20 protein-coding genes and 1 tRNA gene are annotated in these 22,004 nt (G+C 34.7%); 9 read left to right on the top strand and 12 right to left on the bottom strand.

Features of this window, described 5'->3' with window-relative positions:
• Positions 1–19: 19 nt before the first annotated feature.
• The 5 genes from BUE84_RS02620 (at position 20) to BUE84_RS02600 (ending at position 8,590) form a co-directional block, all read left to right on the top strand.
• Positions 20–1,465: an MFS transporter gene (locus tag BUE84_RS02620; RefSeq protein ID WP_079240383.1), complete on the top strand. Its 1,446-nt coding sequence runs from the start codon at positions 20–22 to the stop codon at positions 1,463–1,465.
• Positions 1,455–2,516: a DUF3810 domain-containing protein gene (locus BUE84_RS02615; RefSeq protein WP_079240382.1), complete on the top strand. Its 1,062-nt coding sequence runs from the start codon at positions 1,455–1,457 to the stop codon at positions 2,514–2,516. The genes BUE84_RS02620 and BUE84_RS02615 overlap by 11 nt, the downstream gene beginning before the upstream one ends.
• A 719-nt stretch (positions 2,517–3,235) precedes the next feature.
• Positions 3,236–4,750, top strand: a complete 1,515-nt coding sequence (locus tag BUE84_RS02610) for a vitamin K epoxide reductase family protein (protein WP_079240381.1) — start codon at positions 3,236–3,238, stop codon at positions 4,748–4,750.
• Positions 4,751–4,939: 189 nt separating this feature from the next.
• Entirely contained in the window at positions 4,940–7,135 is a 2,196-nt protein-coding gene (locus BUE84_RS02605) for a peptidase domain-containing ABC transporter (protein WP_079240380.1), read from the top strand.
• Positions 7,136–7,291: 156 nt separating this feature from the next.
• Positions 7,292–8,590: an HlyD family secretion protein gene (locus BUE84_RS02600; protein WP_079240379.1), complete on the top strand. Its 1,299-nt coding sequence runs from the start codon at positions 7,292–7,294 to the stop codon at positions 8,588–8,590.
• A 416-nt stretch (positions 8,591–9,006) separates the two neighbouring features.
• On the opposite strand, the gene BUE84_RS02595 is transcribed toward BUE84_RS02600, so the two are convergent.
• The 7 genes from BUE84_RS02595 to greA form a co-directional block, all read right to left on the bottom strand.
• Positions 9,007–9,080: transfer RNA gene (locus BUE84_RS02595), tRNA-Met, on the bottom strand.
• A gap of 44 nt (positions 9,081–9,124) precedes the next feature.
• A complete protein-coding gene (locus tag BUE84_RS02590; RefSeq protein WP_079240378.1) occupies positions 9,125–10,417 on the bottom strand; it encodes a TlpA family protein disulfide reductase in 1,293 nt (430 codons plus the stop codon).
• 61 nt (positions 10,418–10,478) lie between these two features.
• Positions 10,479–10,700: a signal peptidase gene (locus tag BUE84_RS02585; RefSeq protein ID WP_079240377.1), complete on the bottom strand. Its 222-nt coding sequence runs from the start codon at positions 10,698–10,700 to the stop codon at positions 10,479–10,481.
• Between the two features lie 5 nt (positions 10,701–10,705).
• Complete coding sequence (locus tag BUE84_RS02580) at positions 10,706–12,682, bottom strand: T9SS type A sorting domain-containing protein (protein WP_079240376.1); 1,977 nt, start codon at positions 12,680–12,682, stop codon at positions 10,706–10,708.
• Positions 12,683–12,756: 74 nt separating this feature from the next.
• Complete coding sequence (gene clpX, locus BUE84_RS02575; RefSeq protein WP_034695858.1) at positions 12,757–13,944, bottom strand: ATP-dependent Clp protease ATP-binding subunit ClpX; 1,188 nt, start codon at positions 13,942–13,944, stop codon at positions 12,757–12,759.
• 68 nt (positions 13,945–14,012) lie between these two features.
• A complete protein-coding gene (locus BUE84_RS02570; RefSeq protein WP_047429226.1) occupies positions 14,013–14,402 on the bottom strand; it encodes an HIT family protein in 390 nt (129 codons plus the stop codon).
• A gap of 57 nt (positions 14,403–14,459) precedes the next feature.
• Positions 14,460–14,930, bottom strand: a complete 471-nt coding sequence (greA, locus tag BUE84_RS02565; protein ID WP_034695856.1) for a transcription elongation factor GreA — start codon at positions 14,928–14,930, stop codon at positions 14,460–14,462.
• Between the two features lie 109 nt (positions 14,931–15,039).
• Here greA and BUE84_RS02560 point away from each other — a divergent pair, with 109 nt between their 5' ends.
• Positions 15,040–15,495, top strand: coding sequence for a hypothetical protein (locus BUE84_RS02560; protein WP_079240375.1), 456 nt, complete (start codon positions 15,040–15,042; stop codon positions 15,493–15,495).
• Between the two features lie 35 nt (positions 15,496–15,530).
• Here BUE84_RS02560 and BUE84_RS24320 read toward each other — a convergent pair whose 3' ends face one another.
• Complete coding sequence (locus BUE84_RS24320; protein ID WP_158521337.1) at positions 15,531–15,686, bottom strand: hypothetical protein; 156 nt, start codon at positions 15,684–15,686, stop codon at positions 15,531–15,533.
• A 10-nt stretch (positions 15,687–15,696) separates the two neighbouring features.
• Positions 15,697–17,175: a hypothetical protein gene (locus BUE84_RS02555; RefSeq protein ID WP_145953199.1), complete on the bottom strand. Its 1,479-nt coding sequence runs from the start codon at positions 17,173–17,175 to the stop codon at positions 15,697–15,699.
• A 159-nt stretch (positions 17,176–17,334) separates the two neighbouring features.
• Here BUE84_RS02555 and BUE84_RS02550 point away from each other — a divergent pair, with 159 nt between their 5' ends.
• The 3 genes from BUE84_RS02550 (at position 17,335) to BUE84_RS02540 (ending at position 20,089) form a co-directional block, all read left to right on the top strand.
• The gene (locus BUE84_RS02550) at positions 17,335–17,706 is read left to right on the top strand and encodes a helix-turn-helix domain-containing protein (protein WP_079240373.1); all 372 of its coding nucleotides are present in this window, start codon (positions 17,335–17,337) and stop codon (positions 17,704–17,706) included.
• A gap of 9 nt (positions 17,707–17,715) precedes the next feature.
• On the top strand, positions 17,716–18,165 hold the full coding sequence (gene dtd, locus BUE84_RS02545; RefSeq protein WP_079240372.1) for a D-aminoacyl-tRNA deacylase: 450 nt from the start codon (positions 17,716–17,718) through the stop codon (positions 18,163–18,165).
• Positions 18,166–18,430: 265 nt separating this feature from the next.
• Complete coding sequence (locus BUE84_RS02540) at positions 18,431–20,089, top strand: S8 family peptidase (protein WP_079240371.1); 1,659 nt, start codon at positions 18,431–18,433, stop codon at positions 20,087–20,089.
• 86 nt (positions 20,090–20,175) lie between these two features.
• On the opposite strand, the gene BUE84_RS02535 is transcribed toward BUE84_RS02540, so the two are convergent.
• The 3 genes from BUE84_RS02535 to BUE84_RS02525 are packed head-to-tail and all read right to left on the bottom strand — an operon-like array spanning position 20,176 to position 21,995.
• On the bottom strand, positions 20,176–20,688 hold the full coding sequence (locus BUE84_RS02535; RefSeq protein WP_079240370.1) for a hypothetical protein: 513 nt from the start codon (positions 20,686–20,688) through the stop codon (positions 20,176–20,178).
• A 60-nt stretch (positions 20,689–20,748) separates the two neighbouring features.
• Positions 20,749–21,288 carry a hypothetical protein gene (locus tag BUE84_RS02530; RefSeq protein ID WP_079240369.1) on the bottom strand — a complete coding sequence of 180 codons (540 nt, stop codon included), beginning with the start codon at positions 21,286–21,288 and terminating at the stop codon, positions 20,749–20,751.
• 53 nt (positions 21,289–21,341) lie between these two features.
• Positions 21,342–21,995 carry a DUF1361 domain-containing protein gene (locus BUE84_RS02525; RefSeq protein ID WP_238594349.1) on the bottom strand — a complete coding sequence of 218 codons (654 nt, stop codon included), beginning with the start codon at positions 21,993–21,995 and terminating at the stop codon, positions 21,342–21,344.
• Positions 21,996–22,004: the final 9 nt, after the last annotated feature.

Genomic DNA, 22,004 nt, shown 5'->3' with positions numbered 1-22,004 from the left:
TGTGAAATCTATAATAAATATGTCAAATTATTCTAAACAAACCAATTGGGCCCAATTCATTCCGTTGGTTACTGTATTCTTCTTTTGGGGATTTGTAGCAGCCAGTAATGATATTCTGATCCCAGTTTTTCAAAAAGCCTTCAATTTATCTCAAACCGAGAGTATGCTGGTACAGATATGCTTCTATGTAGCGTACACTGTAGGTTCTTTAATTTATATGCTTGTATCAAAGAGCCTGAAACAGGATTTGATCAACAAAATCGGGTACAAAAACGGTCTTATTGTGGGACTTTTGATTTCCGCAATGGGAACTTTATTATTTTATCCGGCGGCTAATATGCATTCTTTCCCGTTAATGATCTCCGGATTATTTATTGTAGGTTTAGGATTTTCTCTTCAGCAGATTGTTGCTAATCCGCTTGCTATTGAAGTAGGTCCTACAGAAACGGGATCTCAGAGATTAACAATGGCTGGAGGAATCAACAACTTAGGAACGACTATCGGACCGCTTATCGTTGCATTTGCTATTTTTGGTTCTGCAAGTGCCGGTAATACGGAAGCGAGTATAGAAAGTGTAAAAGTACCTTACCTTATACTAGGAGCAGCTTTTGCTCTGGTAGCTTTAATGCTTAAATTCTCTTCCCTTCCTGCGGTAACTCCCACGAATACTGAGAATACAGATGATACAACTCCGGGAGAACACAGAACTTCGGCTTTCCAGTATCCTCAATTGGTAATGGGAATGATTGCCATCTTCGTTTATGTAGGTGTGGAAGTTTCTACCGCAAGTAACCTTCCTGCCTATATGGAAAAAAATCTAGGATTTGAAACAAAAGATGTAGCTCCCTATATCTCTCTATACTGGGCATCATTAATGATTGGCCGTTGGACAGGTGCTGTAGAAGCATTTGACGTGAATGCCGGCTTTAAAAAGATTTTAAGATTCTTAGCCCCTTATCTTGCGTTTGGAGTGTTTTTATTCGTGAATGCACTTGCCAAGCATGACCTTTCTCCTTTCTATGTATATGGATTCATCATCGTTGCAATGATTATCTGTGACATCTTAAGCAAAGGAAATCCGGCAAGAATGCTTCTAATCTTCTCTCTGGCAGGGATCACTGCATTGCTTATCGGTATGTTTACTACAGGAATGGTATCTGTGTATGCATTTACCAGCGTAGGACTTTTCTGCTCTACTTTATGGCCTTGTATTTTCGCATTGGCTATCAACGGACTTGGAAAGCACACTAACCAAGGTTCAGGATACCTTATTATGATGATTATGGGGGGAGGTATTGTAAGCTTTATACAGGGTTATATTGCAGATATTACCAATATTCATTTCAGTTATATCGTAGGGGTTATTTGTTTTGCTTATCTTGCATTCTATGCGATCCGTGTAAGTGGGATTCTGAAAGCTCAGGGCATTGATCTGGATAAAGTATCTAAAGGTAATGGTCATTAATATAACAACAAAAATATATAAGAAAAAGAGATTTTGGGCAGGTGTTTTACTTGCCCAATTTCTTTTGTTCTATGGATTCTCAAAATCCAAAGTGATGATTTCTTTTTTTGAAAGCTTTTTTGAATTTCAAAAAGGGATTCATCAGATGCTGTTCAGCTGGATTACATTTTCTGTTGGAGATCTTATATACATTCTACTGGGAGCTTTCCTTCTGTATTATGTGATCTCTTTATTCAGGAAAGAGAAAAGAAATCATTCCTTAATCAGAATTCTGATCATCATTAATATTTTTTATCTCATTTATCAGATATTTTGGGGAATGCTGTATTTCCAGACTCCGATTATTAAAAAACTTTCCAGCCAGGAGGATCCCAATATAAATAAGGCAAAAAAATTAGCCGTTGTCTATCTTGAACGATGTAAGCAAACCAGACAGTCTGTTCATGAGGATAAAAATGGAGTTTTTATCATTACCAACCTTACGGATATACAAAAGGAAATCTTGCACCAACAGGCAAAACTACCTTCTTATATTTCAGATAAAAAAGCAACTCAAATTCTGGATATCAAGCCCAGTTTATTCAAAAAAGTAATGAACTTTACAGGAATTTTGGGATACTACAATCCTTTTACTGCTGAAGCTCAATATAACAGTGAATTACCTCATACATTCATCCCTTTCACCACAGCCCATGAAAGCTCTCATCAATTGGGTTTTGCAAGAGAACAGGAGGCTAATTTTGTGGGATATCTGATAGGTATTCACTCTACTAACTCTGAACTGAGATACAGTACTGAATTTTTCACTTTAAAAAGTCTTTTAAGGTTCATTGTTGAGGAAGACCCACAGTTTGTAAAGAATATTCTTCATCAGTACTCTCCTGCCATGAAAAGAGACCGTGCCTATGAAAAAAGTTTTGTTTTTCAGCATCAGGGATGGCTGGATGACTTCTTTGGATTTACCAATAACCTGTTTCTGAAAAGTAATCAACAAGAAGGTTCTGTTACCTATTCTTACTTTATTGATCTGCTCTTAAATTATGAATCATAAATAAAAAAAGAATCGTATCAGGCGATACGATTCTAAAAACACAAATGATGAAAAAAAATTTATTACCTTGACTTGTTCCCTCATTCAAGGCGATGTAAAAGTACGACATATTTTATAAATACAAAAACATTTCCCTCCTTTTTTAAAACTTTATGAAAACTTTATGATTTTTTAAGTTTTTTTGAGTTCATCCCGTCTTGTCACAAATCACACAAAACAGCGACATTACACAACCAAATCAAGGATAAAAGTCATATAAGTTATGAAAAAATCAAAAAACCAAACATTTGTTTAGATAAAAACCATTTCAATTTCATCCTGTTTTCACTGTTTTAAAAATTGGAGTTATCTCTTATATTCTATAGGATATTTCTACAATTTCAAATTCAAAAATTTAAAATATATCTATCATTCTTGTAGCGATTATTAATTCTGTTTTTAATTTAAAAACAAGTATATTTTACCTGCATGAGGAAACTCAATCTATACTTCACCCTGAAAACGTTCAAACACCAGATTGTTGAAATCAAAACTTGTTTCTTCAAAAGAGAATCTATTATTAGTATCAATACCATACTATATTGTAAAGCTCTAAATTCAATACAATAAAATACTGAGGATCAAATAAAATCTACCAACACCCATTTATATCTCACTAATAAAGGAAAATTTTTTTTGTATATTTAAAACATCTGTGTATTTTAGATAAAAATATTAATATGATTTTTGACAAACTAATTAACCATCTAAAACTCGATAAACAGGAATTTATTTTCCAGTTCAACTCCCATCCCAATTATCCATCTGCACTGGCATTTAGTGACACACTCAACTTTATGGGAGTAAAAAATGATGCTTACGAACTTGACAAAGAATATTGGGACGAACTTCCGGAAGAATTTATTGCCATTGTTGAGAACTCATTTTCGCTGGTAAAAAAGTCAGGAAGCAATTATTCCGTATATTCAGAAAAAGCAAAAACCTTCGGTAAAGAAGAACTTTATAATAAATCAACAGATTTTGTACTGCTGTTTGAGAAAACAGAAAATGCAGAAAGTAAACTGGCTTTTAATTTCAAACCGGTTCTTTATCTCATTTTTGCAACTGTTCTTGCCTATTCTTTTATTAGCCAAACCATTTACGAAGCTCTATTTAATGTACTTTCCTTAGCAGGAGTTTATATTTCCCTGGAAATTTTCAATCAGAAATTCGGGAATACTTCTACTGTCATCGGAAGTATATGTGGAGGCGGAGGCGCTACAGCAAGTCAGACAGCCAACTCGTGTGATAAGATCATCAAACAGGATAAAACCAGTATTATGGGCTTAAAGTTTGCAGATTTTTCTCTGATTTATTTTGCAGGACTTGCCGTATTAGGTCTGTTCTTACCAGCAACAGCGTATATCGTAAAAGGTTTCACATTCGTTTCTGTAATTGCCATCGGATATTCTTTATACATCCAGGCATTTGTAGAAAAAACATTTTGTAGAGTATGTCTTTTGATTATTTCAATCCTGGTAGGACAAATTGTAATCAGTAGTTTATTTTTTGAGAATCTGTCTTTCAGTGTGGGGACTCTTTTATTGACTGTTATTCTTTGGGCTCTTGTATTTTCTGCAGTTATCTATTTCAACACTCTTCTTGAGCAAAAAGAAGCTCTTCAAAAATCGAATGCGAAAAATCTCAGATTCAAGAGAAACTATGAGCTTTTTAAAAACCAGATGGAACAAAATCCAAAAATAGAATTTCATGATACTGAAACTTTTGCTGTTGGAAAAAGAGATGCTAAACTTCGTATTTCTATCGTTTCCAATCCATATTGTGGCTTCTGTAAAGATGCGCATAAGCTTGTTGAAGGACTTTTGGAAAAATATCCGGAGAATATTTCACTACAGATGAGATTCAATTACAGCCCGGACAGAGCGCCTGAAAAATACACTCAACTTATTTCAGATTTAACTCATATCTATCATAACAAACCTGAAAAAGAATTTTTACATGCTGTAGAAGAATGGTTTGAAACTAAGGATGAAAGCAAAATTAATGCACTTTCCGGAGGAAACGTAACGTCTGAAAATCTGAATCCTTTAGTAGAGATGTCTATAGAAAACAGTAACGCAGGATTAAGCTTTACTCCTATCTTTATTATCAATGGATATCAGTTTCCTGACAAATATGATCGTGAAGATATTTTATTCTTTATTGATGAATTAATAGAGGATGACGAGATTTAGTAAATAAATCTTCTTCATTTAAAAATTTCACTATCTTAGGAAAAACAAAATAACCATCTGAAAAGATGTAAAAGAGTAGAAAACGGTGACCAATGGGACTATTTCCAGTTTACCATTTCATTGAATTATAATTGAATTAAAGCAAAAATGTCGTCATTTATTGACGGCATTTTATAATGAGTAGTAGTTTTGAAAAAAAAGTTTCCTTTTTATAAGCAACCAGATACCAAAGACTGTGGCCCTACATGCCTCAGAATCGTCAGTAAGTATTATGGTAAAAGTATATCCCTGCAACAGATTCGTAACCTTTCCGAAACAACACGTGAAGGAAGCAGCCTTCTTGGCCTGAGCGACGCCGCAGAAAATCTTGGATTCCGGTCAATGGGAGTCCAGATCGATTTCAATACCCTTACAGAAGAAGTTCCTTTTCCATGTATAGCACACTGGAATAAAAATCATTTTGTTGTTGTATACAAAATCGACAAAAATAACAAAGTCTATATTTCAGATCCCAGCTATGGACTGATCACTTATACCAGAGAAGAATTCATCAAGTCCTGGATTGGAGAAAATGCCAACGAAAATACAGAAGAAGGAATTGTCCTGATTCTTGAAACCACTCCTGCATTCTTCCAGACAGAGTTTGATGCTGAAGAGAGTAAGGCAAGCTTTACATTCTTGTCCAAATATCTTCTTAAGTATAAAACACTTGTTATACAATTGGCTATTGGTCTATTAGGAGGAAGTTTACTTTCCCTGATATTCCCGTTTCTTACCCAAAGTATTGTAGACGTCGGGATCCAGAATCAGGATATTAATTTTATCTATGTAGTTCTCCTTGCCCAAATTATGCTATTCCTGGGAAGAATGGGAATTGAGACAATCCGAAGCTGGATTCTTCTTCACCTTTCGGCAAGGATCAATATTTCGATCATCTCCGATTTCTTTATCAAATTAATGAAACTTCCGATAAGTTTCTTTGATACCAGAATGACAGGAGATATCATGCAAAGAATTAATGACCACCACAGAATTGAACAGCTTCTTACAAGCTCTTCACTGAATACATTATTCTCTTTGGTCAACCTTATTATTTTCAGTATTGTATTATTATTTTACGATTACAGACTTTTCATCGTTTATCTTGTAGGAGCTGTATTATATATTGGCTGGATCAGTTTTTTCCTCAAAAAGAGAAAAGAGCTAGATTATAAAAGATTCTCACAGGTATCTCAGGAACAAAGTAAAGTAATTGAGCTTATCAACGGTATGCAGGAAATCAAAATGCATAATGCCGAGAAGCAAAAAAGATGGGACTGGGAATTTCTACAGGTAAAACTATTTAAGATCCGAATAAAATCTCTTTCATTAGAACAATGGCAGTCTGTTGGAGGAAACTTTATCAATCAGATGAAAGATATTCTGGTGAGTTTCCTTTCTGCAAAACTTGTTTTAAGTGGAAACCTTACTTTGGGGATGATGCTTTCCGTTCAGTATATTATTGGACAATTAAACAGCCCGCTTCTTCAGCTTATCGACTTTATCAAACAAACTCAGGATGCCAAGATTTCCCTTGAAAGATTAGGAGAAATCCATGATAAAGATGATGAAGAAGATAAAAATGAGCAGTACGTCACAGATGTTCCGAAGCAAGATATCGAAATCAAAGATATGTCGTTCAGGTACATTGGTTCTGATGTTCCGGTTTTTGAAAACTTAAGCCTTACGATTCCTTATCAGCAGACAACAGCCATTGTGGGAGCCAGCGGAAGTGGAAAAACTACTTTATTGAAACTGTTGATGAAATTCTATGATCCGGACCAGGGTGAAATCAGAATCGGAAATACCAATATGAAAAATATTTCTCCGAGATACTGGAGAGATCATTGTGGAGTTGTAATGCAGGAAGGATATGTATTCAATGATACCATCGCCAATAATATTGCTGTAGGTGAAGATCATATAGATAAACAAAAACTAAGACGTGCTGTAGAGATAGCCAATATCAAAGATTTTATTGAAAGTCTTCCATTAAGTTATAATACAAAGATCGGAAATGAAGGAGTTGGCGTAAGTGGAGGTCAAAAACAGAGACTTTTCATTGCAAGAGCCGTTTACAAATCCCCTGAATATATTTTATTTGATGAAGCTACCTCTGCATTAGATGCCAATAATGAGAAAGTAATTATGGAAAATCTTGAACAGTTCTTTAAAGGCAAAACAGCAGTGGTGATTGCCCACAGACTTTCAACAGTAAGACATGCTGATAAAATCATTGTACTGGATCAAGGAAAAGTAGTTGAAGAAGGAAGTCATGCCGATCTGGTAGATTTAAGGGGAGAGTATTACAGACTTGTAAGAAATCAGCTTGAATTAGGCAGCTAATGGAATTCGAAAAACTTATTAAAGACTAATATTAATAATGAAAAATATAAAATACCTTCCTGATGCAAATACTTCCGCACCGGATAGGTATGACGGGAACTTCCCAATTATTTAAATTATATTCCCAAAATATTGGGAAAATTTTACCTCAAAACAATGAAAGAAGACGTTTTAGACAATATTGAACTCCGCTCAGAGAGTGTACAGGATATTCTTACCCAGCCACCACATTGGATGATCCGCTGGGGAAATACCGCGATATTTATTATCCTCCTGTTGATTCTCTTAATGAGCTACATTATAAAATATCCGGAATTTGTACCGGCTCCTATTATTGTAACTTCCCAGAATCCTCCTGAGAAAATAGAAGCACGAACCAGTTCCAAAATTGAAAAAATATTCATAAAAGACCATCAGGAAGTTAAAAAGAATGATGTTCTGATGGTGATGCAGTCTGCAGCTAACTATAAAGACATTTTAGAGCTTAAAAAACTGGTAGACTCTATCACACCTGATAAATTATATACCTTCCCTATTGCCCAGGCTTCAAGATTTAAACTGGGTGAATTGCAGGGTGAATATAACAGTTTCGCAAAAGCATTTCAGGATGAAGCTCTTTTTACAAGACTACAGCCTTATGCTCCTGAAAATCTGGCCGCCAATCAGAGCATTTCAGAATATAAAATAAGAATTGCTACTTTGAAACAGCAGAAGAACCTGGAATCTATAAAATATGATCTGACAAAGAAAAACTTCAACAGATCTCAGGAATTATTCAACCAAGGGGTTATTTCAGCCATGGAACTTGAAAACGAAAAGATCAAATATCTTCAGGCACAGCAAAACCTTGAGAATATCAAAATCTCCATATCTCAAATGGATGAAGGAATTTCCAATCTGAATAAGACCAAAAGCGGAACTGCCATAAATACAGAAAAAGACAGAATTACATACTCTTCCCAAACTCTACAGCTTCTTGAACAGCTTCGAAAATCTCTAAAACAGTGGGAACTGAATTATCTTGTAATCTCATCCACTGATGGTGTTGCCAGTTTCCAACAATTCTTTGGTGAGAATCAGTTTGTAAAGGTAGGAGAACCCATCCTTTCTATTCTTCCTAAAAATAAAGAGCAACTAGTGGGCAGGATGTCTGTTCCTACCACAAATTCAGGAAAAATAACTCCTGGTGAGAAAGTCCTGATTAAACTGGACAATTACCGATTCCAGGAATACGGTATCATCGAAGGAAAGGTACAGAATATCTCTCTGATTCCTGATGATAAAGGAAATTACTATGTAGATGTAATTTTACCAAAAGGATTAAAAACAAGCTACAATAAAACACTTACATTCGATAAAGAGCTTAGAGGCAGTGCAGAAATTGTAACACAAGACCTGCGACTGATTGAAAGATTCTTCTATCAAATCAGAAAGTTACTTGGATATCAGGTTTAATGAACCTTTTATTAAAAACTAACCCCGTTTTGCAAATTGTAAAACGGGGTTTTTATTATTTATTTTAAAGTTCCCAGTCGTCTGATTATGTTTTCAGGAGTTCAACCAATCTCATTCGTTTAAACAGCCTATTATAGCCACAATCTACCTAAGCAAAGGGTTTTATCGCAAAAAACATGATCATTCAAAAAAAGGCAAGAAAACGACGATTATGAGGACTATCATAACATTAGTTGATGATGAAAATTAACCGATCATTATAATGAAGCTAAAGTAGTATAATTATTCCCTTAATATTTCATCAGAAGAATAAAATCGTTAAAAAATAAAATTCATTGGAAAGAATTAAAAGATAAAAAGACAATTCTTTTAAAAGTAAAAACCGCAATCATTAAATTAATGATTGCGGTTTATTGTAGCGAAGACGGGAATTGAACCCGTGACCTCAGGGTTATGAATCCTGCGCTCTAACCAACTGAGCTACCTCGCCGTTTTGGTGGTGCAAATATAGAAAATATTTCTTTACCTCCAAAATTATTTTAGCTTAAAATATTCTAAAACATCACCAACGTGATCTGGTTTGCTGATTATCTTATTGTTAGCATCCAAAATAAAATACGTCGGAGTTGCATGAATATTATATAAATCTGTATAACTACTGTTCCATCCTCTCAATTCTGAATCATTCACCCAAGGAAATGCAGCAATTTTTTTGGTATATGAATTCTTATCCACATCTAAAGACAGCCCTACAATCTGAATATTTTTTGATTTTAAATCATTATATTTTTCCAAAAGTTTTGGAAGTTCACTTTCACAGTGTGAGCATGTAGATGACCAGAACACAACGACCTTCTTATCTGCCTTTATATCGTGTAAAGATTTTGCAGTGGTATTGACAGGTGACTGGAACTTATAATTAGGGAAAACAGCCCCCATTTCAATGTTTGCGTTCGATTTCAATGTAGAAGCAAGCCTGTCAGTAATGGTACATTTAAGATTTTTAGCTAGAGACAGATATTTGCTCTTGTATTCATCCATCTGATAGACATCAAAAATATCAATCAATTCTGACAATACAGTCTGTCCTCTTGGAGTTTCTACTTTTAAACGATCCAGCAACTTATCAACAGAAGCTGTAACATTAGCATTTCCTCCTGAATTCAGATAAGCTACTAATACAGGTCTCAATAACGATGAGCTTTCAAGCATATCATTTGATTTGTCCAAAAAGTTGATTATTTCTTCCTGATCTACTTTCTTGGCTGAATCGGGTGAGTTAGAAAGAAACTTGCTGTAATTCATATTATAATAAGCAATAAATGGGTGTTGCGCAGCATCAATAGAACCTGAAGCACCAGAAAGTCTGTCAATTTCTGTTTTCAAAGCTTTTCCAAAATCTGTATTGTCTTTGTAATATTCTTTGATTTGTGCTAAAGCTGGCAAAATAAGCTCTTTCTTTTGGGAGCCTTCCTGTTGTTTGCTCATCAGATTATTGGCATCGTCCAGATAAATAACATCTTTTACTTTGCTATTCTGAATATCCAATTTAAAGTTGACATTTTTATTTTCAGAAATAAAGCTTACAGTATTATTAGAGCCAGGAAAATAAACTTTCATCATCCCCATATAATGACCTGGATATTTAAAAGTCCATGTACTATTCTTACTTTGTTCTTTAGTAACAATAATATCTTTTGATCCGTTAAGTGTATATAGAATAGCATCCTGGTCTTTAAAGTCTGCCGGAGCCTGAATTGTAACAGTAAATTGAGCCTGTAAAGCAAATGCAGCCAAAACCGCTGATAGCGTATAAATCTTTTTCATAAAGTAAAAATAAAAAAACTCCCTGACTAATCAGAGAGTTTAATATTATTTTAATAAAATTTTATGCTTTTACGCTCTTGTACTTTTTTGTAAAGTAAACAATAAATCCTATTGCTACTATACCCAGTACATATACATACATATCAATTGGTGAGGCAGGTGACCCGGTACCGTTTCCTCCGTTACCTCCTCCTCCCGGGATTGCTGGTTGTGGTGGAGCAGCATTTGCTATAGATACAGCAAATAGGAAAAATGCCAAGACTAGTTTATTAATAGTTTTCATGTGGTTTATTTTAAGATTTTAGTGTTAACAGTTTCTCCCTTATCAGAAACGATTTTTACAACATATGAATTTTTAACTGAGCCATCAAGCTCGATTACAAAATCTCTGGATGTTTCAACCGCTTTTTTAGAGATTACCAGTTTACCGCTCATATCATAAACTTGAATGTCTGCTTTTTTCCATTTTGGATCAAATCTAACAATGTAATTTGTAATAGATGGATCGTAAACAACAAGTGTTCTGGAAACACTAGGAGTTGCTTTATCCACACCTAAAGTAATATTACTTGGTTCACCATAATACAAGTTAGCTTCTTCATTTGTTACAGCTACCACATCTCCCTGTTTAGCCTGTACTAAATTTCCATTTTCCGCTTTATAGTAGAAACCAATTCCTGAAGATAACTGGTGTGCACCAGCAGGAATAAGTTCTGCATTTTCTCTGATCTCGAACTTATAAGATTTAACCTGATCAAGTTTGTAATTAACTAACTTAACATTTTTACCTTGGAAGTTACCCTCATTAGCTTCGTTAATATATAACCAATAGTTAGTATAATTATTATCATACCCACCATTCAATGCTTCTTCGTAAGTACCAATAATTCTGGTACCAGCTGAACTTTGAACTGTTGTAGCAGTAGAAACCTGGTGTCCAGTTGTAAATGATGGAGAAACCACGTAGTACGTTCTGGAAATCTCATTACCATTAGCATCAAGACCAATTACTCCAAGCTGTTTTACAGTATTGGCTGTATTCTTACCAGCCATTTTAGCTGCATTTACACCGTTAGGAGTACCTGCTGTTCTAGCTGTTGATTTGAATCTTCTTAGTGTATTAAAGTCTAAAGTCTGAGCTGTATTATCTCTTAACTTTATTTTAAACGACTGCATAGGTTTGATAACCATTTTATCTAAGTTCACATCTCCAACTGCCGGAGCAACTCCGTCACCTGTAGTAACGTAAGTAACTACCTGAGCACCTGTAGCATAAGTAGAACCTCCAGGAAGTGTAACAACAGTACCTGGATTATATTCAATACCCCAGATATTCTTCACTGCATTTCCGTCTGATCCTGTAACGCTTTCAGTATATCCAATATTAGATAAATCTAAGTTGGTAAGGAAAGGGTTACCGAATTGGTAGAAATTTTGTCCAAATGTTCCAGCCCATGGAGTTGTAGTAAATTCAAATGAATCATCAAGATAAGTATTATACTTTTCGTTGTAAGAATTCACAGCATTACCACCATTTCCGAATACAACATTGGAAGCTCCTAAATTAGATTTTCCTGCATTTTGCAATGACACAGTTCCTGTTAGTGGAGCATACGGTTTTCCATTGATATTGAAAACAGTTCCTGTTGCAGGTGTGCTTGGATTCCAGTCATTACTGGAAACTTTCAACATATAATACCCTGAACCATCAGCAGTAGTAGATGCTAAATTTGTAAAATGTGCAGAAACCGCATTGGCGTTATCCCACTTTAGAATTGGATTACTATATCTACCAGTATTAAAAGTTTTACCAACTTCAGTAGATAATGAACTTAAAGCTTTACCAAAGAAAGGTAAAGCAACTTGTTGGAAATAATTGCCACTACCGTTACTTGTAGTTCTGTACTCTTTGGTGACAATACCTGTAATGTTGGACTGGGATAGTCCATCGATGTACAACTGGCCATACGTGGAAGTAGCAAAAGAAGCAGGGGTATTAAGTCTTAAGATGATATTTCCACCGTCAGTCTTATCAGCACCACCGGCATCAATTGTTTTAAAACCATCTGTAGCAGATCCTACAACCATGATATTTCCATGCACGTCCAAAAGGCCATTACCTTTTGTTTGTACACCTCCACCGCTATAAACTAGGGTGCCTTCGCTCACATACATATTAGCATTAGTGTCAACATGACATAGTATCTGCGCCTGAACAGAATAACTAATTGCTAAAAGACCTATAGCAAATAAACTTTTTCTCATTGTATAAATTATTTGTGTGTTAATACAATCTTCACCCGCAAAGGTATTATTAATTTTCTTAAAAAAAAAATATTTTATCTATTAATCAAAACATTATCTTCATTTAAGATGATATCTTTCTCCTCTCCTATTGAAAACATATAGTCTTCTAGAACTTTTTCGGTGGTCCCTCTAAGCCCTCTTGCACCTAATCCTTTTTCAATAGTTTCCTCTACGATTTTTTCAATTGCTCCGTCTGTAATAACCAAATTTGTGCCATCCATTTTAAAAAGTTCCACAAATTGATTCACGATAGAGTTTTTAGGTTCCTTCATGATTCTTACCAGTGTCTCTTTTGTGAGTTTATCGAGGTAAGTAATAATTGGAAATCTTCCCAAAAGTTCCGGAATTAATCCGAAAGTACGAAGGTCAATTGCATTAATATTTGTTAATATATATTCGTCCTCGTCTGTTTTATTGATTTTTTCAGAGCTGAAACCAATGGCCTGCTTGTTCATTCTTCTTTCGATGATCTCTTTGATCCCGTCAAAAGCTCCTCCTGCAATAAATAGGATGTTTTGAGTATTTACCTGGATATATTTCTGATCCGGATGTTTTCTTCCTCCTTGTGGCGGAACATTCACAATACTTCCTTCCAGCAGTTTTAATAATCCCTGCTGTACGCCTTCTCCTGAAACGTCTCTTGTAATACTTGGATTGTCCGATTTTCTGGCAATCTTATCAATCTCATCGATGAAAACAATTCCTTTTTCAGCTTTTTCCACATCGTAATCTGCGACCATTAAAAGTCTTGAAAGAATACTTTCAACGTCTTCTCCTACATATCCTGCCTCAGTTAAAATAGTAGCATCCACGATACAGAAAGGAACATTAAGTTCTCTTGCAATAGTTTTTGCCAGAAGCGTTTTACCTGTTCCTGTCTCTCCTATCATGATAATGTTTGACTTTTCAAGCTCTACTTCTCTGTTTTCGTCCTTGGCGTGAAGCAGTCTTTTATAATGGTTATACACAGCAATGGAAAGTTGCTTTTTTGCCTGATCTTGTCCGATCACATACTGATCAAGAAATTCTTTGATCTCTTTTGGCTTTTTAAGCTCCTCCATGCTATTAGCAGGTGAATATTCTGTTTTTGATGCACCATCTTTTACGATAGCATGTGCCTGCTCTATACAATTTTCACAAATAAAACCATTCTGCCCAGAAATCAGCATCTGTACTTCATTTCTTTTTCTGCCACAGAAAGAACATTGGTTGGAATTCATATGATATAATATATATGTATATGTTAAAGAAAATCGTAAAAAATTACTTTTTTACGATTTTCTGGTTGTTAAGAATTAATAATTGAGTGTTGAATCTCTGTATATTCTTCGTTCGTTAATTTTAATCTTTCATTTCTGAAATTCATGTCTTCCATCTTATTTAAAGGAATCAGATGGATGTGTGCATGAGGAACTTCAAGTCCAACCACTGCTACTCCTACTCTTACACATGGAACTGCAGTTTTGATCTTCTTGGCTACCTCTTGGGCAAATCCCCAAAGGTTTTTGTATTCTTCACTTTCAAGATCAAAAATCAAATCCACTTCTTTTTTAGGTACTACTAAAGTATGTCCCTTCACTAAAGGCATTGCGTCTAAGAATGCAATAAAGTTTTCATTTTCTGCAATCTTATAAGAGGGAATTTCGCCATTAATGATTTTTGTGAATATAGTGCTCATTTTATCAGAAGTTTGGGTTAGATATTTAGAAGTTCAGAAATAGAAAGGAATATCAGACTATAAAGAGATGTCTAATACTTCGAAAGACAGTTTGTTTCCGTTAGGTAAAGTAATTTCAGCAATTTCGCCAATAGCTTTTCCTAACAGTCCTTTTGCGATAGGTGTGTTCACAGAAATCTTTCCTGTCTTCAGGTCGCTTTCGTTATCCGGTACCAATGTAAATACCTGCTCTTGCTTGGTAGCATTGTTTTTAAGTTTCACTGTTGTTAAGATTGAAACTTTTGAAGTATCTAATTGGCTTTCGTCTATAATTTTAGAAGTAGAGATAACATCTTTCAGCTTAGAAATTCTCATTTCAAGCATCCCCTGAGCCTCTTTAGCCGCGTCGTATTCTGCATTTTCAGATAAATCTCCTTTATCTCTTGCTTCTGCGATCTGCTGAGTAATTTTTGGTCTCTCCACAGTTTCCAACTGTTCCAGCTCAGCTTTCATTTTCTCTAGGCCCTCCTTAGTAACATAGCTTGCCATAATTTTCAAAATTTAGTTTTAGTATAAAAAAATAATCCGACATTTGCCGGACAATGTTTTCGTGTTGTAATCGTTTAATTTTTACAAATATATAAAAATTTAAATTGAAATGAAAAAAACTTTTTCAATCTTATCCATTTTCATTTTATTGATTTTCAGTAATTTAACCATAAACTCATGTGGAAGCAGAGAAGATACCGTGAACTGTTTCCCCAATGTTCCTATTAATGTATCTCTTAATTTAAACCTGCCTGCTTATTACGCTCTGAACAATATTAACGGCTGGATTTATGTGAACGAGCAACAATCGGGAACCAGAGGATTGATTATTGTCCGGACAGCAAACGGATTTAAAGTCTATGACAGGAATGCCCCGCATCTATGCCCCGATAACAATACAACTCTTGAGGTAAAAGACAATATTGCCATTATATGTCCGCAGGATAATACAAGATGGATCTTAAGTACAGGGCAGCCGGAAGATGGAGCAAAAACGTCTCTTCCTCCTAAAACTTATCCTTACAGTTATGATGCTGCAAGTAAAACTTTAAATGTTTATTATTAGAAAATAGAAACCGCAGAGACTTTCTGCGGTTTATTTTATTTTTCTTTTTCTAATACATCCAATCTCTTCTTTATTGATTTAATTGATCTAACAAGATAAATTCCTCCAATTAATATAGCAATGTATAAAATAAAAGTTAAAGTTTGAATAATTATAGCAATGGTACTTGATGATGAAATTGTAGTTTCCATGTAAAAGGTTTTAATTTGGTAAATCTATGAAAGATGCTGAAATTATTTGACCTGTAGTTTGATTTATTTTTACCAAAACTTTTGCATAGTTTTTATATTTGACATCGATACCAACAAGTGAAACACCTACTTTCTCATACCCAAAAACTTCTAATGATAAAACATTATTGTTAGTATTTGAAGTATAATTTGATTGCGCCCATTCATATACGAAACCTATTCCAATATATTCTTCGGAAGTTACAGAATCATATGTCCATAAATTATTTGTCTTTTTTAATTTAATTTCAATATTAATACCTGTATTATAAATTCCCATTCTGTTAACTCTAAGTCTGGTAATTTTTTCTTGTCCATTATCAAAAATTGTAGCTTCAGAATATGATGAATTATTTATGTCATTAGCTAGAAAATTTTCAAACTCACTCATTGTATGAAATGTTAATACATTATTTGAGTTTGTAAAATTTTCAAACGTAATATTAGGATTGCCATTTGGATCTATAAACCAATTTTGAAATTGCTTATAAGCTGCATTAGGTGATATATTGAGATCAGCATAATTCTTAAAATAATTAATGCTCCAATGTAAAAACTGTGAATTATTTTGATTTAAATTATTATAAAAATACGAGAGCAGCTGGCCTCCAATATATTGATTATTCTGGATATATGTATATTCATCAGATGTAAGTTCTGGAAGACCTGCTTCACCTAACATATAATTGAAACTGTCCTGAATTGACATTTCATTGGTAGTGCCACCTCCTGTACTACTTCCTCCCCCGTCATATGTTCCCATATTGGGAAATCCTTTAGGAGGCTGCCCTCCTCCTGAGCATACTTCTGTAATTTCTACAATATAATAAGGTTTCTGACTTGCTGTACATTGAGCTATTTGGCTCGGACTGTGATGTTCACCATTACATTCTACCTCAATAAGTCTGATGCTAAAAGAGCAACCTGCTTTATTCATAGAATTCTTTGACATTGCAACCTTATCAGGAAGCGGTGCTCCATTAGAGAATTCTTTCATTCCCATTGGCCTCCCATCCAGCGCTGTAAATTCTACTGTTCCTGTAAAATTATCAATCTGATAGTTTTTAGTTCTGTCTTCAGGAGTATATTTTGCAGTAAATCCTATACTTTTATTTTCATTATCAATACTATACACTAAAACATCTGAGGATCGGTCTAAATGCCTCACTACTGTACTGTAAGAGGTGACATTATTCTGTACAATAACAGTTACTGTACTTTCATCAGATAAAGCAGAAAAGGAATCTGCATTTTTACTGTAAACCTGTGAGGGATTGCTTTTAGCTTCTGTAAGATAGTTTTTGAAGGCTAAAGCTTCTTTAAGCTTGACTGTTTTTCTGTAATCAGATTGGGAAATATTGGTTTCAGAATTATCTGAGAGTTCTGTTCTACACCCAAACAGAAAGAGTGCTAATGCCATGAGCATTAATAATTTAATTTTTTTCATCATGTGTTGATTTAATTTAACGTTTCAAATATAAAATTTATCCAAGTACTTTACTGCTCTATTTTCGGGAATCTTATCCCTTTTTTCGGGAGAAAGAATTTTTGTGAATTGGAAAGAGAGTTTTTGTTACTTTTGTTATAAATAAATTTATTACATATTGCTATGAATATTCAGATAGGAAGTAAAATAAGAAGATTGAGAGAAAATAAGGGCTTTTCTCAGGAAGAAATGGCTGAAAGATTACAAATTTCCCGTTCAGCATATAGCCGTATAGAAAGTGGTGAGACAAACTCTTGGGTTAATCATATTCAAAAACTGTGCGAAAATTTTGATATCAAACCTGAAGATTTTTTTATTAATTCCGATAACAATATAAATACAAATCAGGATAATGCTTCTGCAGTTCAAACCAATACACATCATGATACTCATATAACCATTAATCAACTCTCTGAAAAAGTAATTGAATTATATGAAGAGCGCATCAGAGAGCTAAAAGAACAGGTAGAATTCTGGAAAACCAAAAACAGCTAAATATTTGTAATGAAAGCAGTTATACAAAGGGTCTCCGAAGCCAGTGTAAAAGTAGACGGAAAAATTGTTGGCGAAATCGGGAAAGGATTAATGCTGCTGGTAGGCATAGATGAAAATGATGAAAAGACAGATGCTGACTGGCTTGTACAAAAGGTTTTAAACCTTAGAATCTTTGGCGATGAAGATGACAAGCTTAATCTTTCAGTGAAAGATATTTCGGGAGAAATCCTTTGTATTAGTCAGTTTACATTGATTGCAGATTATAAAAAAGGTAACAGACCTTCTTTCATAAAGGCTGCAAAACCGGATAAAGCCGTACCGCTTTTTGATTATTTTAAGGAAGAAATAGCCAAATCGGGATTAAGAATCGAAAGTGGAATCTTCGGTGCTGATATGAAGGTTTCTCTGATCAATGACGGGCCGGTTACCATCGTAATGGATTCTATTACCAAAAGCTAAGCAGAGAAAGACAAAAGTGTAAAATATACCTAATACGTTTCATCAATTGAAGCGTATTTTTTTGATGAGTAAGTATAAATTTGCGCTCTTAAACCTCACAGGTTTTGAAAACCTGTGAGGTTATCACTTAAAAACAAAAAAGCCTTTCTACAAAAGAAAAGAGTAAAAAATTTAAAATTAAATTCACAAAAACGTGATTTGTTTTTATTTTATTATTATTTTTGGTATAAATCAAAACTGATTTACAACCATTTAACAAAAATATATGAAAACAAAAATCAACCTTTTCGCATTATTTGCGTTCTGTTCTACTCTGTCTTTCGGACAGGACAGCCAGCCCAAAATGGCTAATGATCAAAATTCAATTATTTATGTATGCTTTTCAAAAGGCATCAATTCAGAAAAAACAGCTTTCAGCAGAAACGCTGATCTGGAAAGATTTTCAAGAGAAAACCACATCTCATTTAAGTATGATCTGGACTTTACAGACAGCAAACTTGATGAAATGGCCAGGAGCAGCAAAGCCATTGGTAATTCCGGAGAATCTGTGGAAAAGCTGAAAAGAATTTATAAGGCTGATATTCCTCTTCAAAATAAAGAAGCTTCAGAAAAAATTATCCATACTCTTGAGAGATTTCCTGAAATAGAATATGTTTCTGTAATGAGTGCCGAGCCTATCGAACCACCATTGGTAAATGCTTTTGTGGCGACTCCTGATCTGGAAAGCTTGCAGACCTACCTGAATGACAATCCGGGAATCAACGCCAAATATGCATGGTCAAGAGGAATCACAGGACAGAATATCCGTGTGCGTGATGTAGAATATGGTTTCTATAAAACTCACGAGATGCTTTCTAACCAAAACTCTATACAACTTGAGCCCGGTTATTCTCCTAATGCAGGATTGGCCAATAATAACTATCGTGACCATGGAACTGCTGTAGTAAGTATTTTAGGTTCTATAAAAGACAATATAGGACTTACCGGAGCTGCTTACAGTGCTTCTGAAATAAAAGGTTATATGGAATGGACTACGGTAGGATACAATAGAGCTTCTGCTGTGAGCAGATCTATCAATGCATCTCAGGCCGGAGATATTATATTATACGAAATGCAGACTGGTGGAAAAGACGGTCAGTATTGTCCGGCAGAATATGATAAAGTAATCTGGGATCTTACAAAAGCAGCTACTGATTCAGGAATTATTATCATTGCAGCGGCAGGTAATGGAAATCAGAATCTGGATGATCCGTTTTATGCAACGTATCTTGCAAGAGGAAACAGTGGTGCTATTATTGTAGGTGCAGGATCTCCTAATACTACCCATTCGAAATTAAGCTTCAGTACTTTTGGAAACAGAGTGGATGTTCAGGGTTGGGGAAGCAGTGTAATGGCAGCAGGTTATGGATCTTATGCGAAATATGACAATGACAACAACAGAACTTATAATTATTTCAGCGGTACAAGTTCTGCAACACCTGTGGTTTCTTCTGCAGCTATTTTGATTCAGTCTTTCTATCGCCAGACTACAGGTCAATATTTAACACCTTCAGCGATGAAAAACCTTTTAATTTCAACAGGAATTCCTCAGGGAGGAACAGTGACGGGCCAAAAAATCGGACCTCTTCCTAATGTGAAGAATGCTATCCTTCAACTGGAAAGTAATTTTGTAGCACCTGTTAAGACTTTGCCATCATTAGAGGTTAAAATTTATCCTAATCCATCCAGCAGTTCCATTGCTATTAAAAGCAGTGAAAATAAAAAACTGGATCTAGAGATTATTAACCTTCAGGGACGTACAGTGATTAAAAATTCGGTTTTACCGAATGAAAAGATTGATATTTCACAACTTCCTACTGGGCAGTATATCATCAATATTAATGAAGGCCAGAGAAGAGTTGTTGAGAAATTAACCAAACTCTAAAATATAAGATTTTTATACATTTTACTTCACATCAAACCCTCTTCCAGAAAACTGAAAGAGGGTTTTTAATAGTATTTTTTATTTAATTATTTCGCAGGAACGCTGCTGAAATTAAGCGCTACTTTGATATTCATATCTGAAGAAGTCTGATTCTTCAATTCATAAACTGTTCTTACCGTTAATCCTGAACTTTTCACAATTTCATCCAGAAATCCTGTATCATTAAGATCAAGATTTAAGCTGGAAGAATTGGTAGAAATATTGGAACGTGAAGCTATTAACCTTTCTCCTGTTCCGTTAGATGAAACGTATATTTTTACAGTTTTGAATGTGCTCAGGTTTCCTCCTGAAGGAGACGCTACAGAGATTTTCGCATCTGAAATTCTTACATCTTTAATTTTTGCATTGTTATTTCCTCCGAACCAGGTTTGTACATTAGTAGCCGTTGCAGTGGAAGAAACTTCTTTATCTGCAGGAACTCCTGTAGACACTAAAACATTCGTTGTGTAGGGAAATGTATTCTGAACCAGCGACTGTACAGTTCCGCAACTTACAAGTACAGCTGAAGCGGCCATTGCTGTTAGAACTATATTTTTCATAATTTTTAATTTTAAACTTCAAGGTTTAGTTTGCAGAAATTGTACCAAATTGATTGGACCTTATTCCACAGTTACCGTAAAACTTCCCTTGGTATTTCCGGAAGCCATGTTACTTTTTCCGATAATCAGCCATACTTCACCTTGTCCTGGAGTATCATAAGTAATTTCTCTTCCAAAAGGTCCGTCGTAGTTCCCGTTTGGAAGTCTGATCTGATTGAAACGGATATTAAAATCTTTCTCTTTAGTTGAAATTTTCGCTTTGATATTGGGACGATCATAACGGGTCAATTTTAAAATCAAATCCTGATCATCCTTTGTAAATTCTTCTCCAATTGTAAAAGGTAACTGGTTGGCGTCTGCAGTTCTTATAATCTGTCCGTCTTTTTCATCTCTCATTACGCCTTTGCGCAATACTTCCTTAGTGGCCGGGGCATTGTTAATAATTGAATCTTTTTTCCTTAATGCTACAGAATCTTTTTTTACCACAGAGTCCGGCATTTCTGTTACCACTGTAGAGTCCTTATCCGGAACATTTGTCACAGCGGGTTCTTTTTTACAGGCAACAATAATCAAAGGAATTAACAATAAGCTTTTTTTCATAATAATTAATTTTAAGCATGGTCAACATATATTATGCTGAGCTCATTGAAATGCTAAAATTGTTCCAATCCGTTTAATGTTTTATTTTCCGGTTGTAATTCTTTTTCATCATTTGTTCCTGCCCATTTAAATGTAAAGTACATAAAGTTGAGCATTATTCCCATTAAAAGAGTAATACCCCATGTTTTGGTATATTCCATCGGACAGATGAATCTCACCACAATATCAGAGAACAGACTAAAAGGATTATTGAGAACATCCCAGCTATTCCATCTCAAAAACCGACCAAGATAGACTCCGAAACTGCTCATGAAAAGGAAAAGAACAACTAACCCGCTGATGATATTTCTATTCATATAATCAGAAAGTCTCTTTTCAATATCATTAAGACTTATAAAGCCACAGATCAGTCCCGTCCAAGCATAGGAAAGAATCACAATAAGGTCATACCAGATCGGTATCTCATTTCTTGCTCTGAGGTGAAAAAGATCCGTCAGAATGTAAGGAGAATTGGGAAAGAATAATATCCAGACTATTATAATGATAATAAGGGAAATTTTACTTTTGATATTAAAAGCAAGTATGAATGAACTCAGTAATAAAGGAATCCACGCCAGAAAAAGATTCCAGTTGAGAAACAAAAATACTTTTGTATCGCTGATATAGTATCTGAAAGCAGAAAGACTGAAACAGAATATCGTCATCATTATCAACAA

This window comes from Chryseobacterium indologenes (genome assembly GCF_002025665.1).
In the GTDB taxonomy this organism is placed as follows: Bacteria; Bacteroidota; Bacteroidia; order Flavobacteriales; family Weeksellaceae; genus Chryseobacterium; species Chryseobacterium metallicongregator.
The sequence above is the reverse complement of the archived record's forward strand: the minus strand, read 5'-3'. Positions and strand labels throughout refer to the sequence as shown.